This is a genomic window from Tenacibaculum maritimum NCIMB 2154 (assembly GCF_900119795.1).
Classification (GTDB): domain Bacteria; phylum Bacteroidota; class Bacteroidia; order Flavobacteriales; family Flavobacteriaceae; genus Polaribacter; species Polaribacter maritimus.
The window spans coordinates 2,005,672-2,021,494 of the sequence record NZ_LT634361.1 but is presented as its reverse complement, the minus strand read 5'-3'; the positions used below and the strand labels follow the sequence as shown (position 1 = coordinate 2,021,494).

Genomic DNA, 15,823 nt, shown 5'->3' with positions numbered 1-15,823 from the left:
TATCGTTATTCTTTACAGTGGCAATTCGCGTAGTTTTACGTTCTTTAGGATTAGTAGTAGTAAAGTTAGTAAAAGTTACAAAAACTAAGATTAATAAAAAATTTCTAATAATATATTACTTTCTGTTTAGCGGGGCAAATATAGTATATAAAAGTTAAATATTTGATAATCAATAAGTTAAAATAGTATTAATTTGAAATGTTTTGATTTATATAGCTGTATTTTTACGAATATGCTATTACTAAAGAAGGTTTGTTAGAAAGTTAGTACCATTCTTCGGTAATTTTTATAGATCTACTACTTTAACTAATGTTAACGTTTAATGCCTCTTTGGTTGATCCATCTTTGATATTTAGCAGCATTTCTATTATGCTCTCCTAAACTTTTAGCAAAGTCGTGAAATCCAATTTTATCAATACTAGCACACATATAGTAAAATTTATGTTTACTAGGGTTTAATACAGCATTAATTGAAGAAATATCAGGCATTGCAATTAGAGAAGGAGGAAGCCCTTTATATTTATAAGTATTGTAAGGAGAATCGATTTTTAAATCTTCAGACAATACCCGTTTAACAATTAAATCTTGACCTTTCTGTTCTCGTAGCGCAAAAATAACGGTGGGATCAGCTTGTAGTGGCCAATCATCATGAAATCGATTTAAATACAAACCTGCAACAATTGGACGCTCACTTTTTTGAGCAGTTTCTTTTTGAACAATAGAAGCAAGGGTGATTACTTGATGTTTATTTAACCCTATCTTTTTAGCTTGTTTTACACGAGAAGGAGTCCAGAATCGTTTGAATTCTCGTAGCATTTTATCACGAAATTTTTCAGCAGAAGTATTCCAATAAAATTCATAGCTATTAGGAATGTACATTCCCAAAGCAGATTTTTCTGTAAAGTTGTTTTTCAAGAGAAAGTTACTATCTCTCATAGCAGTGATTAAAGAAAGCGAATCAGCTTCTATTTGTTGGGAGATTCTTCCTGCCAATTTCTCTAAAGTATCTTGATTGTTAAAAGAAACTTTAATTGGAGTTTGGTTTCCACTTCTCAATAGGTTTACTACTTCGTTCATATTCATCCCTTCTTTTAAAAAATACATTCCGCTTTTAGGTTTGGTAAATTTTTTCAGTTTTGAAACCCAAATAAAATTGTCAGGATTTGATATAAAAGGGGAGATGAGGCTAGCTACTTTAGTAATAGTATCATCTGAACGAAGATAAATGGCTCCGCTTTTAAGAACACTTTTTGAAAATATTTTTTGATAAAAGTTAAAGCAGATAGCGCCTACAGCTAGAAATAAAATGATGGTGCTTCCGTAGATAAGTTTTTTATTCATGAATTAATTGAAATAAAATTTCGTCTTTAAAGGTTCCGTTAGAAAAAATCCAGTCTTTTTTAATCCCGATTTTTTTAAAATTATGTTTTGCAAATAAGTTGAAACTATTCGTGTTATTTGACGTAATATTCGCATATAACTGATGTAGATGTAGGTATTTAAAAGCATATTGAATTAAAACAGATAGTGCTTCAGAAGCAAATCCTTTTTTTTGGAAGAGAGGATGAATGAGAATTCCAATACCAGCACGTTTGTGTTGTGGGTTAAAATCAAACAAATCAACCATACCAATAGGAGTTTTAGAAGCTTTATTTTCAATAATTAACCGTAACTGCTTTGCTTCGTAAATATCCAAATGGGCATTCTCTAAATATTGTTTCAGTAAAAATTTAGAAAAAGGAGCAATTGTATGGCTTACCTCCCAAAAAACCTCATTATTTTCTATCTCAAATAAAAAAGCAAGATCTTCTGGCTCTAAGGCTCTAAGATGAATATATTTTCCTTGTAATAGTTGCATTAAATATCAATAGTACCTGTAAATACAAATGTAGCCTTTCCTGTTAAAAAAATATTACTATAAAGCTTTTTTTCGTTAGAAAAAGAAACTTCTAGCTCGCCTCCTTCCACTAGGAGATGAATAGTATTAGCATTCGTCTTCTGTAAAGTATGCATTCCAATAGCAACCGCAGTAACTCCAGTTCCACAAGCTAAAGTCTCATTTTCGACTCCACGTTCGTAAGTTCTAACCCTAAAAGTATTTTGGTTAATTTGTTCTACGAAATTAACATTACTACCTTCTAAACCATAAATAGCGTTTCTAATTTTTCTGCCTTCCGAAAAAACGTTGAAGTCAGTAATATTTTCAACAAGTTGTACATGATGAGGAGACCCTGTGTTTGTAAAAATATAATTAGGGTGCATCTCAATAGTATCAACATCAATCATTTGAAGAGATACAGAGGTGTTTTTAATAGCAGCATAATGTATCCCATCAATTGCAATAAAAGAAGTTTCCTTTTGGAATATTCCTAATTTATGAGCAAAAGCCACGATACATCTCCCCCCGTTACCGCACATGGTACTTTCATATCCATCAGCATTATAGTAAATCATTCTAAAATCGGTATCAAAATCCTCTTCGAGTAAAATCAATCCGTCGGCACCTATTCCAAAATGTCTATGACATAGTTGGCTAATAATTTTAGTATTATTTTTAGGAAAAATTTTAGCTCTATTATCCACTAAAATAAAATCGTTTCCAGTACCTTGATATTTATAAAAAGTTAAATTCATTGAAGGCAAAGGTAAGCATTAATCTTATTTAAATTGATTGTTAAAACACGGTTAAAGAGCGTTAAAAGTGAGTTAAACAGATTTTTTTTAAATGTTAAAATTGTATATTTGAATGTAAAATTAAGAAAAAAGTATGAAGAAATTTATAGGAATTTTAGGGGCAGCCTTTTTAGGTGGAGTAATTTCTCTTGCAGGATATAAGTTCTTAATAGAGAAACCCGTATTTGTAGAACAAGCTCAAAAACCAACATTACAAACGGTAAAAACAAATTATAATCCGATAGTAGTTAACAATTCAAGTAGTCCAACTGATTTTACAGAGGCGGCAGAAAGAACAGTACATGCAGTAGTACATGTAAAGAACACAGCATTAAAAACGCAAATAAATCCATGGGCAGAGTATTTTTATGGGAGAGGAAGTGGGCAAAAAAAGTATGAGCAAGTAGGTACTGGTAGTGGAGTTATCATTTCCTCTGATGGTTATATTATAACAAATAACCATGTAATTGATGGAGCAAATGATATTGAAATAACGCTAAATAGTAGAAAGAAAGTAAAAGCAAAATTAATAGGCGCTGATGCTAAAAATGATATAGCATTGCTAAAGGTTGATACAGATATGGAATTGCCATATATTCCTTTTGGTAATTCTGATAATGTTAAAATAGGAGAATGGGTATTAGCAGTAGGGAATCCTTATAACTTAACGTCAACCGTAACAGCAGGTATTGTTAGTGCAAAAGGACGTGATTTAGAAGGAAACACAAATATAGACTCGTTCATTCAAACAGATGCAGCTGTAAACCCAGGAAATAGCGGAGGAGCATTAGTTAATACTCGTGGAGAATTGATGGGGATAAATACTGCAATTTCATCAAAAACAGGATCTTTTATAGGATATTCTTTTGCAGTACCTTCTAATATTGCTAAAAAAATTATTGATGACTTATTGGAATATGGAGATGTGCAAGAAGCATTGATAGGTTTTACGCCAGACTTAAGAAATAGTGAAGAAATTGAAGGAGTAAAGGTAGGAGCAATTACAGAAGATAGTGGCGCTGAAAAAGCTGGGTTGGAAGAAGGAGACGTTATTACAAAAGTAAATGATAATAGAATTACTAAATTTTCTGATTTAAAAGGGCAACTATCGGCTAAGAGACCTGGAGAAGAGGTTACTTTGACTGTTTTAAGGGAAGGTAATAAGTTAGAAAAATTAGTAGTATTAAGTAAAAAAGATTTTGTAGAAATTCGTGAGTTAGGATTGGTGCTAAAAGATTTATCAAAAAAAGAGATAAAAAAGTACAAAGTAAAAGGAGGAGCAAAGGTATTGCAAAATGCTAATCGATATTTAATGGCGTATGGAGTTGAAGCTGGTTATATAATTACAAAAATTAATAAAGAGGATGTCATAGATGGATTGGATGCAAAGAGAAGATTGACAAGTGCCGCCAGAAGTAATGCTCCTTTGTTTATAGAAGTAATTAACTTGAAAGGAGAGAGAGAACGTTACGGATTTAGACAGTAAATTAAATGTATTTTATGCAAACTGCTTTTATTTATTTAAAAGCAGTTTTTTTATTTAAAAAAAGAGTTACGAAATCGATTGAAATAACTATTTTTGCAAGGAATTTTTTAAATTTAGTTAACACACAACTATGTCAACAATAACAGATTACGAAAAAGAAGTTACTGTACAGGCTCAAACAAGAAGAGCAACGGTAGAATTTATTAACATTGTAAATGATTTATGGTATGATAAATCTATTGAATTGGTATTGTTTAGAAACCCACTAGTAGATAAAAGAGCTAGTGAAGTTTTAAACTTAATTAATTATGCTAAAGAGTTTGTGGCGAAGCCAATATCTATAGATGATGCTTTAGAAATAGCAAAAGCAATTCAATCGATAGCGTTACCTCCATCAAAATTAGATATAGGGAAATTAGCATATGAATCTCATTTAAATGAAGATAAAAATGAAGATAAAGTAGCATTTGTAACACAAAAATTACAAGGAGCTACGGAAGCAACAGAAATAGCTCCTAAAGATGTTGTTCTGTACGGTTTTGGTAGAATAGGCCGTTTACTAGCTCGTGAGTTAATGAGTAAAATGGGAAAAGGTTCTCAGTTAAGATTGAGAGCTATAGTTACTCGTGGAGAAATTAACCAAACAGTATTAGAAAAGAGAGCATCTTTATTAAGTATAGATTCTGTTCATGGAGATTTTTTAGGAACGGTTGAAATTGATGCAGATAATAATGCATTAATCATAAATGGTACTACAGTACATATGATTTCAGCATCAAAACCAGAAGATATCGATTATACAGAGTATGGAATTCAAGATGCTTTGATTATTGATAATACAGGAGCTTTTAGAGATAAAGAAGCTTTAAGTAGGCACTTGGTACCCAATGGAGCTAGTAAAGTATTATTAACTGCTCCAGGTAAAGGGATTCCTAATATTGTACATGGAGTAAATCAAGGAGAAAATAACCCAGATGAGATCGATATATTCTCGGCAGCTTCTTGTACCACAAATGCAATTACACCCGTTTTAAAAGTATTAGAAGATAACTACGGAATAAAAAAAGGACATTTAGAAACGATTCATGCATATACAAATGATCAAAACTTAGTTGATAATATGCATAAGAAATACCGAAGAGGTAGGGCAGCCGCTTTAAACATGGTGATTACTGAAACGGGAGCAGGAAAAGCAGTAGCAAAAGCATTACCTGCATTAGAAGGGAAATTAACATCAAGTGCTATTCGTGTACCAGTACCTAATGGTTCATTGGCTATTTTAAATTTACAATTACATTCAGAGGTAACAGTAGATGCTATTAATGCAATAATGAAAAAATATGCATTAGAAGGAGAGTTAGTAGAGCAAATTAAATACTCTATGGACCATGAATTAGTTTCTTCTGATATTGTAGGAACTACAGCGCCATCAATATTTGATAGTAAAGCTACAATTGCAGATGGTGATACTATCGTAATTTACATATGGTATGATAATGAATATGGATATTCTCATCAAGTAATGCGTTTGGCAAAGCATATAGCAAAAGTAAGACGATATACTTATTATTAATAGTTTGAAAGCTTAAAAAGTAAACCTCCAAAACAAGATTATTTTGGAGGTTTACTTTTTAAAGAGCTATGTAGATGATAAAGGAAATATATAATTTTTAGAGTTGAAAAGTAGTGGTAAAATCAATTTGTAAAAGAAATCTCTTTTGCATAAATTAGCCTAAAATAAAAACAAATGAAAAGACTTTTTTCTGTACTGGTGTTCTTTCTGGGACTAACTATAAAAGCACAAGGTAAATTGCCATATTTTGAAATTCCAGCGCCCCCAAGAGAATACACAGCAGGAGCCGTAGCGGGGAGGATGGTTGATGGGCTTGGTTTTCGTTATTATTGGGCTACAGAAGGCTTAAAACAGGAAGATTTGGAGTATCAACCAAGTAAAGAAGCGAGGAATACACGAAGTACTTTAGAGCATATTTTAAACTTATCCATAGTAACTTTGAGTAGTGTTAGTAAAGAGAAGATGGATATTCCTAAAAAAGGTAGTTTATCTTTTCATAAGTTACGTGAAAAAACGTTAGAAAATTTTAAGAAAACAAGTGAAATATTAAAAGAAAGCAAAAAAATATCTTCTATGGTTATGAAAAGAGGAGATAAAGAGTATCCGTTTTGGAATCAATTAAACGGTCCTATTGCTGATGCTATTTGGCACGTAGGACAAGTAGTAACATTTCGTCGTTCTTCAGGAAACCCATTACCTAAAGGAGTTAATTTATTAACAGGAAAAGTGAAAAGATAACTCTTGGAAAAGGAGAGATATAGCAATATTCTATACGTACTATTGGATAGCAGTTTGAAAATTAACTTATATTTTGTATATTTAGTTTATTAAATTAAACTATTTTTTAGTTTATTTGTAAAATTGTAAGCTTGATAGATATGAGAACAAAAGTAAATTTAAGAAATAAAGTTGAAATACTTCCTTATAAAAGAAAAGTTGTTACATCGAAAAAACTTTTAAAATTGTTGGAGAAAAACTCTGAAAAAGTAGAAAATGTAAATTTTGTAACTCCTAAGCTAGGTTCTAATAGTTTAGGTAAGTTTGTTGTGGAATATGAGTGGTAATAAACTAAGACAGCAATCAAGCGGAAATAGCAAACCAATAGATTCCGCAATGTTTAAGGAGTTTATTGAAGTTCAAAAAGAAAAAATATCTTTAGAAAAATCTGAATTAGAACTAAAAAAACAGCATTTAAAAAGTCAAGCAGATTTAGCGAAGCAATCACTAACAATACAAGAAAAATTACTTGAAAAAGCACCTAAGGAAAAAAGAAAAAATAGAAGTCAATCATTAATTTTTGGTGTGATTTTTACGTTAATAATTTTAGGCTTTTCTGCTTTTTGCTTAGCTAATAATCATGAGAAATTTCTTACTTACTTAATTGGAACAATATCTCATTTAGGAATTCTTTTTTTAGGATATTATTTTGGGAAGCAGAATAATAAAAATAAGAATGAGGATTCTGAAATTCAAGATGCAGAAATAATTGATTAGCATATGAGAAAACTAAGAATAAGAGGCAGGTGTTAAGTTTTAAGGAAAAGAAAAGAGATTAAAAAAGGTAATAGTTTAAAAAATATCTTTTAAAACCTTACTATTGTTATACAAATAGATACCTATCAAATAAATATAAATGGAAGCAGGCCTTTAAAAGCTTGCTTTTTTTATACCGTTTAAATACAATTAAATTAAAAAAGAGTTGTCTGGTTTAGGACAATTATATATTTTGGAAACTTTAATAATAAATTATGTCAGTAAAGAGAGGGGGAATTATCTAATGATTTTAATCCTTGATTTCAAAAACATAAGGTATGATTTATTTTAAGTGTATAAAAATAAATCATGATAAAGAAAAAAATAAGATTTTAAAATAAGAAAGCTAGTATAAAAAATGGCAATTAAGCAAAAAATAGAGGCACTAAGAGAAGAATTACGTCAACATAATCACAATTATTATGTGTTAGATAATGCAACCATTTCTGATTATGAGTTTGATATAAAATTAAAAGAATTAGAAAAGTTAGAAGAAGAGAATCCGCAATTTTTTGATCCAAATTCACCAACGCAACGAGTAGGAGGAGGAATAACAAAAAGTTTTGAGACTGTTGCACATAAGAATAGAATGTATTCATTGGATAATTCCTATTCTAAAGAAGATTTATTAGATTGGGAAAAACGTATCCGTAAAATATTGGGAGAAGATAATACAGCATATACATGCGAATTAAAATATGATGGAGCTTCTATTAATTTAACATATGAAAAAGGAGAGTTTATCAAGGCAGTAACAAGAGGAGATGGATTTCGAGGAGATGATGTTACAGCTAATATCCGTACGATAAAATCAATTCCATTGAAACCCAGTGGTGAATTTTTGGGGGATTTCGAAATGAGAGGAGAAATTATTTTACCCTTAGACGGATTTCATAAAATGAATGAAGAGCGCATTTCAAATGGCGAAGAAGCGTATAGAAATCCGAGAAATACGGCAAGTGGAAGTTTAAAATTGCAAGATAGCGCTGAAGTTGCTAAACGTCCTTTAGATTGTTTGTTATACCAGGTTGTTACTGATGAACGTAAGTACAAAACCCATTTTGAGAGTTTGCAGAAAGCTACGCAAGTAGGGTTTAAGATACCTAATACTATGGTATTAGCAAAGTCGATAGAAGAAGTTTTTGAATTTGTGAATTATTGGGATGAAAAACGTCATGAATTACCTTATGAAACAGATGGAGTAGTGATAAAAGTAAACGATTTACAACAGCAAGAAGAATTGGGATATACTTCTAAATCGCCTCGATGGGCAATTGCTTATAAATTTAAAGCAGAGCAGGTATCAACGGTATTGAATGAAATAACCTATCAGGTAGGAAGAACAGGAGCAATAACTCCAGTAGCAAACTTAGTTCCTGTAGAATTGGCAGGAACTATTGTAAAAAGAGCATCGTTACATAATGCAGATCAAATAAAGAAGTTAGATATTCGTATAAATGATACTGTTTTTGTAGAAAAAGGAGGAGAAATTATTCCTAAGATTATCGCTGTTGATTTAACAAAAAGAGCCAAAGAGTCTAAAGAAACAATATACGCAACCAACTGCCCCGAGTGTAATACAAAATTAGTGAGAACAGAAGGAGACGCGAAACATTACTGTCCTAATGAATTTGGCTGTGCACCTCAAATAACAGGAAGAATACAGCATTTTATTAGCAGAAAAGCAATGGATATTGATGGTTTAGGAGGAGAAACTGTTGATTTATTAAGAAAGGAAGGATTGATTCAAAGTTATGCAGATTTATATGAGTTGAAAGCTATGCAAATAATACCCTTAGAGCGAATGGCAGAAAAATCGGCTCAAAATATAATTGATGGCATTGAAAAGTCAAAGGAAATACCATTTGAAAAGGTATTATTTGCACTAGGAATTCGGTTTGTAGGAGAAACTGTAGCTAAAAAATTAGTAAAACATTTTAAATCGATGGAAACATTAATGAAAGCTGATTTTGAGAGCTTGGTAGCAGTAGATGAAATAGGAGACCGAATAGCGCAAAGTATTATTGAGTTTTCAGCAGATTCAAGAAATAGGGTTCTTGTCGATCGGTTGAAATCTTATGGGATTCAGCTAGAGGTATCCGCGAAAAGTTTAGAAAACCAAACAGATAAGTTGGCAGGGAAAGTATTTGTGGTTTCAGGTGTTTTTTATCAGATGACAAGAAATGAGTTGAAAAAGTCAATTGAAGATAATGGAGGGAAAGTAAGTAGTTCTATTTCTAAAAAAACAACCTATGTTATTGCTGGAGATAATATGGGGCCAAGTAAATTGACTAAAGCACAAAATTTAGGAATTGAAATAATTTCAGAACAAAAATTTATAGAAATGATTCGTTAATCGTAAATGGTTTGCAGTTATTAAAGCAAGAGCATTCATAAGATGCTCTTATTTTTATACCATTAATAATGACGAAAATCTTTTTATTTTAGATTAATTATAAAAATGAACGTATCTATTGCTTGTATCTTGTTTTTCTAATAACACGGAAAGAAAAAGCTTTTTATGATTGTAACTTATAAGCGGTATGAGTTACATTTGTATATATCATATTAATTATATTATTCTATCATGACCAAGCACATAAAAATAGTGTTCGTATCTATACTTTTTATCCTAGTAGCAATAATAGATATATATGCTGTAATTATACAAAACAAAACTATAGAGATATTTTTTAAACCATTATTAATGACAATTCTTGTAGTAATATATTTATTGTCAGTAAAAAAGCCTAATTTTTGGTTGGTAAGTGGATTGTTTTTTTCTTTTTGGGGAGATGTTTTCTTGTTAGATAAAAAAAAATACTTTGTCTTTGGATTAGGAGCTTTTTTAATAGCTCATTTTATGTATATCAAAATGACAGCAAGTTTTCTAAAAATTATATCAAAAAGAAAATTGATAAAGGCAGCAATTCCATTTATAACTTTTTTCGGAACAATACTATTTTTTATTTCAGCTAATTTAGGAAATATGCTGGTGCCTGTAATTATATACGGGCTAGCAATTTCTGCGTTTGGTACTTGTGCTTTACTTAATTATAAGGAACAAAAATCGCTAGAAAATAGTTGGTTACTTTTAGGGGCTTTATTATTTATAGCTTCAGATAGTATGATTGCCTTAAATAACTTTTATACTCCAAAGCATTTATTTGATATTTTGATAATAACTTTATATGTTGTCTCTCAATATTTAATTGTAAAGGCAATAGTAGCTAAAAGTGGTTGATAATTAAGAAAGCACTAAGTCTAGTTTGTTAGGTTTATGGTTTGTACATAGTAAATTTTAAATTATAAGCAGAGTGCTGAAAACACTTATAAAAAGGTAAACTAGAAAATTATATTACGATAAAGTAACATTTAAAAAGAGGGATTTAATAATTATTAAATCCCTCTTTTATAAATAACAATCAAATAATTACATTTTTTATCGAAAAAGGGGAATCTTTCCTTTATCGAAGATAAGTAAGAAGCTACTAATTGCTAGTACAACAATTGCAGAGATAAATAAAGTGCCTCCATCATTATTATGTATGATTCCTAGTACAGTGAGGTGAGACATAATAGCACCTCCCATTACCCCTGAAGAAAGCAAAGCCCCCAACCATGCTTTATTAGGGGTAAATAAAAGAATAGTGGCAATCAATTCTAAAATGCCTGTCCCGATTCTCATGATCTTTTCATTTTCGTTTCCAGCTACTTTAGTAAACAAATCTACGCTTTCTTGAGCCCCTGTAAATTTGAAAAATAGCGTTTGTAAAAGAATAAATGCAACTATTATCTTTAAGACTAAAGGGAGGTGTTTTTTCATCTTAATTATCATTTTCTAATTAGACGAAAGGTTTTTTAAAACTTACAGCAAAATAGTTGTTCCTTTAGCAGATTTATTATCATACTCATCAAAATAAAAATCAACGCGACCTAGATTAATACCATAAGCACCTACTTGATTAACAAGTAAATTTTTATCATCTATATTTTTTACAATAGTTGGCTTAGGTAAAAAAGTATGTGTATGCCCTCCAATAATTAGATCAATATTATTGGTCTTTTGAGCCAAGTTTAAGTCAGAAATTTTTGTAGGATGTTGTTTGTAGAAGTAACCTAAATGAGAAAGGCAAATAATCAAATCACATTGTTTGTCTTCCTTTAATATTCTAGACATATCTTGAGATATTTCAATTGGATCTAAGTACTTTGTTTCTTTATACATCTTAGGATCAACTAATCCATCTAGCTGAACGCCAAGACCAAAAACGCCAATTTTAATACCATCTTTAATAAAAATTTTATAAGGCTTGACAATATCGTCTAGAATAGTATTTTTAAAATTGTAATTGGCAGAAACAAAATCAAATTTAGCATTGGGAAGTTGCTTATAAAAGCCGTCGATAGAATTATCAAAATCATGATTGCCTAATGTGGCTAAATCATATTTGAGCATGCTCATTAATTTGAACTCTAATTCACCTCCAAAGTAATTAAAGTAAGGGGTACCTTGAAAAATATCACCAGCATCTAGGAGTAGTGTATTGGGATTCTCTTTTCTAATAGCTTGAATGGCAGAGGCGCGTCTGGCAATCCCCCCTTTATTAGCATATTTATAGTGAGATTGTTCAAAAGGCTCAATATGACTATGCGTATCATTTGTATGTAAAATGGTAATTTGTTTCTTTTTTTTGGTTGTAAAAGAAGGCAATGTAAGGCCACCAATAGCAGTTAAAAGAGAAGCAGCAGTTGTTTGTTGTATAAAATTTCTTCTATTCATCTTATTTAATGATTACGCGGTTATCTAATTCAGAGGTTATTGGACTGGTATTTTTAAAATAGGTGATAATTGCATCTCGCATTTTATAATCCAGCTTTGTCAAGCTGATAGGAGCTTTAAAAAAAATCATTTTATCTCCTCCATTTTGTAAATAATCGGAGGTCAAAACAAAATAGTTTTTATTTTTATCAAAAGGAACTCCGTTTATGTTAAGAGTAAAGTTATTTTCTGAAATAGTTAATGCTATATGTTTTGAAAGAGGATGTGCTTTTTGGTTATTTATAAAGTAGTTGATTAATTCGATTATTTTTTCACCAGAAAGCTCAGCAACAACTAAACTATTTTCAAAAGGCATTAATTCGAAAGCGTGCTTATTTGTTATTTTTCCAGCAGGGATTCCAGCTCTAATACCTCCATAATTAAACATTGCGAAATCAATGTTTTTATGCATTTTAGTTTTAAAAATAGGATTTGCAATATCAAAGCATAAATCAGCTAATAAATTCCCTAAAGAACTTTGCATTTTTCCGTCGAGCCTAGTTAAATCTTTATCAGTATGAGAAAGAATGGTAGTTATTTCTTTAAGCATTTTCTTTTTATAGGGAGCAATGGTTCTAGTAATAGCGTCATTGGTAGGGATATTACTATCTACTAAAATAGTTTTAGCGGTAATTTTAGTAAGCGATTGTTTTTTTTTCTTGCATGCTATTAAGAAAAAAAACAAACAGGTTATCATCGTTAGTTTTTTCATTAAAATTTGTGCTTTTTAGTTACATTTGTCTTTTAGCTAAGGTAATTAATTTAAGAATGATTTTTAACACTCTGAGAGAAGGCTCTATCCAAAAGTTTTACGACAAAGAAATAGAAAAAAAACGATTATCTAAAGATACATCTGATAAAATAAAAACAGTAGCTGTTTTAATAGATGAGGATATTGAAAATCAAATAAGTTTAAAAGATATTTCTGAAAAGTTAAACGTAAATATTAACTTGATTTCTGTTTTAGTATATCAATCAGATTCAAAAAATGAGGTAATAGGAGGGTTTAATTATTTTACGGAAAAAGATTTTGGAAGAAGAGGAAGTTTGAAATCTAACAATTTGAAAAGTTTCGTTAAAAAGGATTACGATGTACTTATAAATTGCACATCTCAATCTAATTTATACTTGAATATGTTAACTTTGCTATCGCAAGCTAAATTTAAAATAGGTTTTGCTGATATTGATGATCGTTTGTTTGATTTAATAATAACAGATGGTACTTTCGATACGTCAATCTTTAATAAAGAAATACATAAATATTTAACGATTTTAAAAAAAATATAATGCAGAAGTTTATAGGTACAGGAGTTGCATTAGTTACGCCTTTTAATAATGATTTGAGTGTAGATTATGATGCGCTTATTAAATTGGTGGAATACAATATAGAAAACGGAACAAACTATTTAGTTATTAATGGCACTACAGGAGAAAGTGGAACTATAACAGAGGAAGAAAAACAACAGATTATTGAAACGATTATACGCGTTAATAATGGTAGGCTTCCTTTGGTTTTAGGAGTAGGAGGAAATAATACCGCTAATGTGGTAAAAGAATTAACAACTAGAAATTTAACAGGTATAGATGCGATTCTTTCAGTGGCTCCTTATTATAATAAGCCAACTCAAGAAGGATTTTATGAGCATTTTAAAAGAATTGCACTAGCAAGCCCTATTCCTATTATACTGTATAATGTACCAGGAAGAACAGCTAAAAATATGTTGCCATCTACAACCTTGCGTTTAGCAAGAGATTTTGACAATATTATTGGGGTGAAAGAAGCAGGAAATAATACGCAACAATATTTGACATTATTAAAAGATAAGCCAGCTGATTTTTTAGTGATTTCAGGAGATGATGATCTAGCATTAGGAGTGGTCTTAGCTGGAGGAGCAGGAGTAATTTCTGTAATAGGGCAAGGGTTTCCAAAAGAGTTTTCTAAAATGATTCAGTTAGGCTTAGAAGGAAAGAACAAAGAAGCATATAGAATTCATTATAAATTAATGGATATCATAGACTATATTTTTGAGGAGAATAACCCTGCGGGAATAAAAGCTGTTTTAGATCAAATAGGAATTGTATCTAAAGAAGTTCGCCTGCCTTTAGTAAAGGTATCAGCAGACTTGGAAAGAAAAATAAAAGAGTACGTAAGCAGTTTATAACTTATCTAAATAAAAATTTCAATAGAGTTAAGACTACAAAAGCTATTTGTAGTCTTTTTTTATGATATTTGTAGAATAATTCAGAATAAAATATTTTTAAAAATTAATATATGTTATCAAAAACAATAGAAAAGGCACTTAATGAGCAAATAAGAATTGAAGCAGAATCTTCTCAAGTATATTTAGCAATGGCGTCTTGGGCTGAAAATTTAGGTTTTGAAGGGATCGCCCAGTTTATGTATGCACATTCAGATGAAGAACGCCAACATATGCTAAAGTTGGTTAAGTTTGTAAATGAGAGAGGAGGGCATGCCATAGTGTCAGAATTATCAGCACCGCCAACAGAGTTTGGATCATTTAAAGACATGTTTCAAGAATTATTTAACCATGAAATAATGGTTTCGAAGTCAATTAATGAATTGGTACATATTACTTTAGAAGAGAGGGATTATGCTACACACAATTTCTTACAATGGTATGTTTCAGAGCAAATAGAAGAGGAAGCTTTAGCAAGAAATATCTTAGATAAAATCAATTTGATAGGTGATGATAAAAGTGGATTCTACCTGTTTGATAATGATATCAAACAACTGATTACTGTAGAAGATACAGGAGAACAAATATAAGATTAACAAATTTTTAGCAATGGTAATTGCGATGAGTAAAGTTTTTACAGTTAATTGCATCAACGAATTTTATCTCTTAAAATTCGTTTTAATAATTCATAATTAATCACTAATTTTGCCAGATGCAAAAAATGAAAAATTTCGCGTATTTATGTATAATGACTTTAATATTTGCTTCTTGTAGTGAGTATCAAAAGGTGTTAAATAGAGGAGCAGTAGAAGATCAGTATAAAATGGGGGTAAAAATGTATGAAGCTAAAAAGTACAGTAAGGCTTTGCGTTTATTTGAAAAGGTTACCCCTTCCTATAGAGGTAAGCCTCAAATGGAACGAATACAATTTATGGTAGCACAATCTAATTTTAATGAAAAGAATTATGAGTTATCAGGATACTACTTTAATAGATTTACCCAAAATTACCCAAAAAGTTCAAAGGTAGAAGAAGCAGCGTTTTTATCAGCATTAAGTTATTATAAAGCGTCGCCACCTTTTAGCCTAGAACCAACAGATACGGATAAAGCGTTAAGTTCTTTTCAAGATTTTATAGATAAATATCCAACTTCTAGTAGAATAGATGAAGCTAATAAGTATTACAGGAAATTGCGCTATAAGTTGGAAAGAAAGTCATTTGAAATAGCAAAAACTTATTATAGAACCGCTGACTATGATTCAAGAAACTACAGAGCAGCAATCACAGCTTTTGATAATTTATTATCAGATTACTTAGGTACTGAATTTAAAGAAGAAGCACTGTATTTTCGTTTAAAAGCAGCTCATGATTATGCTTTAAAGAGTACCAAGCGTAGAAAGGAAGAACGCCTGAAAAATGCTATGAAGGCATATGAAAAGCTAAAAAGAAATTTTCCAACATCAAAATTTATGGAAGATTCGGATAAAATGTTAGCAAAATTAAACAAGGAACAAGAACAATTCGCAAAGAAAAGTTAAT

17 protein-coding genes are annotated in these 15,823 nt (G+C 30.5%); 11 read left to right on the top strand and 6 right to left on the bottom strand.

The genetic code is table 11. The features are described from left to right. Positions 1 to 312: 312 nt before the first annotated feature. From mltG to dapF, 3 genes are read right to left on the bottom strand one after another with little or no spacing between them, the layout of a single operon-like run. Positions 313 to 1,341, bottom strand: a complete 1,029-nt coding sequence (mltG, locus tag MARIT_RS09025; RefSeq protein WP_024739951.1) for an endolytic transglycosylase MltG — start codon at positions 1,339 to 1,341, stop codon at positions 313 to 315. Then, a complete protein-coding gene (locus tag MARIT_RS09020; protein WP_024739950.1) occupies positions 1,334 to 1,858 on the bottom strand; it encodes a GNAT family N-acetyltransferase in 525 nt (174 codons plus the stop codon). The genes mltG and MARIT_RS09020 overlap by 8 nt, the downstream gene beginning before the upstream one ends. Further along, positions 1,858 to 2,634, bottom strand: a complete 777-nt coding sequence (dapF, locus tag MARIT_RS09015) for a diaminopimelate epimerase (protein ID WP_024739949.1) — start codon at positions 2,632 to 2,634, stop codon at positions 1,858 to 1,860. The genes MARIT_RS09020 and dapF overlap by 1 nt, the downstream gene beginning before the upstream one ends. Before the next feature lie 133 nt (positions 2,635 to 2,767). On the opposite strand from dapF, the gene MARIT_RS09010 reads away from it, so the two are divergent. From MARIT_RS09010 to MARIT_RS08980, 7 genes are all read left to right on the top strand, one after another. Further along, positions 2,768 to 4,159 (top strand): trypsin-like peptidase domain-containing protein, encoded by a 1,392-nt coding sequence (locus MARIT_RS09010; protein ID WP_024739948.1) that lies wholly within the window; start codon positions 2,768 to 2,770, stop codon positions 4,157 to 4,159. Between the two features lie 130 nt (positions 4,160 to 4,289). Beyond that, a complete protein-coding gene (locus MARIT_RS09005; RefSeq protein WP_024739947.1) occupies positions 4,290 to 5,732 on the top strand; it encodes a glyceraldehyde-3-phosphate dehydrogenase in 1,443 nt (480 codons plus the stop codon). A 174-nt stretch (positions 5,733 to 5,906) separates the two neighbouring features. Then, on the top strand, positions 5,907 to 6,470 hold the full coding sequence (locus MARIT_RS09000) for a hypothetical protein (protein ID WP_024739946.1): 564 nt from the start codon (positions 5,907 to 5,909) through the stop codon (positions 6,468 to 6,470). A 140-nt stretch (positions 6,471 to 6,610) separates the two neighbouring features. After that, positions 6,611 to 6,796: a hypothetical protein gene (locus tag MARIT_RS08995; RefSeq protein ID WP_024739945.1), complete on the top strand. Its 186-nt coding sequence runs from the start codon at positions 6,611 to 6,613 to the stop codon at positions 6,794 to 6,796. Next, positions 6,786 to 7,226: a YrzE family protein gene (locus MARIT_RS08990; protein ID WP_024739944.1), complete on the top strand. Its 441-nt coding sequence runs from the start codon at positions 6,786 to 6,788 to the stop codon at positions 7,224 to 7,226. The genes MARIT_RS08995 and MARIT_RS08990 overlap by 11 nt, the downstream gene beginning before the upstream one ends. A 397-nt stretch (positions 7,227 to 7,623) precedes the next feature. Then, positions 7,624 to 9,621, top strand: a complete 1,998-nt coding sequence (gene ligA, locus MARIT_RS08985) for an NAD-dependent DNA ligase LigA (RefSeq protein WP_100211329.1) — start codon at positions 7,624 to 7,626, stop codon at positions 9,619 to 9,621. 231 nt (positions 9,622 to 9,852) lie between these two features. Next, positions 9,853 to 10,509, top strand: coding sequence for a lysoplasmalogenase (locus MARIT_RS08980; protein WP_024739942.1), 657 nt, complete (start codon positions 9,853 to 9,855; stop codon positions 10,507 to 10,509). Positions 10,510 to 10,707: 198 nt separating this feature from the next. Here the strand turns inward: MARIT_RS08980 and MARIT_RS08975 are convergent, their stop codons facing one another. From MARIT_RS08975 to MARIT_RS08965, 3 genes are read right to left on the bottom strand one after another with little or no spacing between them, the layout of a single operon-like run. Next, positions 10,708 to 11,091 carry a DoxX family protein gene (locus MARIT_RS08975; RefSeq protein ID WP_095341172.1) on the bottom strand — a complete coding sequence of 128 codons (384 nt, stop codon included), beginning with the start codon at positions 11,089 to 11,091 and terminating at the stop codon, positions 10,708 to 10,710. A gap of 42 nt (positions 11,092 to 11,133) precedes the next feature. Next, entirely contained in the window at positions 11,134 to 12,048 is a 915-nt protein-coding gene (locus MARIT_RS08970) for a bifunctional metallophosphatase/5'-nucleotidase (protein WP_024739940.1), read from the bottom strand. Between the two features lies 1 nt (position 12,049). Next, complete coding sequence (locus tag MARIT_RS08965) at positions 12,050 to 12,799, bottom strand: 5'-nucleotidase C-terminal domain-containing protein (protein WP_100211328.1); 750 nt, start codon at positions 12,797 to 12,799, stop codon at positions 12,050 to 12,052. 56 nt (positions 12,800 to 12,855) lie between these two features. Here MARIT_RS08965 and MARIT_RS08960 point away from each other — a divergent pair, with 56 nt between their 5' ends. From MARIT_RS08960 to MARIT_RS08945, 4 genes are all read left to right on the top strand, one after another. Beyond that, entirely contained in the window at positions 12,856 to 13,374 is a 519-nt protein-coding gene (locus tag MARIT_RS08960) for a DUF6913 domain-containing protein (RefSeq protein WP_024739938.1), read from the top strand. After that, positions 13,374 to 14,249, top strand: a complete 876-nt coding sequence (gene dapA / locus MARIT_RS08955) for a 4-hydroxy-tetrahydrodipicolinate synthase (RefSeq protein ID WP_100211327.1) — start codon at positions 13,374 to 13,376, stop codon at positions 14,247 to 14,249. Before MARIT_RS08960 ends, dapA begins: the two co-directional genes overlap by 1 nt. 110 nt (positions 14,250 to 14,359) lie before the next feature. Continuing rightward, on the top strand, positions 14,360 to 14,875 hold the full coding sequence (locus MARIT_RS08950) for a ferritin (protein WP_024739936.1): 516 nt from the start codon (positions 14,360 to 14,362) through the stop codon (positions 14,873 to 14,875). A gap of 122 nt (positions 14,876 to 14,997) precedes the next feature. Next, on the top strand, positions 14,998 to 15,822 hold the full coding sequence (locus MARIT_RS08945; RefSeq protein ID WP_024739935.1) for an outer membrane protein assembly factor BamD: 825 nt from the start codon (positions 14,998 to 15,000) through the stop codon (positions 15,820 to 15,822). The last annotated feature ends 1 nt before the right edge of the window (position 15,823 follow it).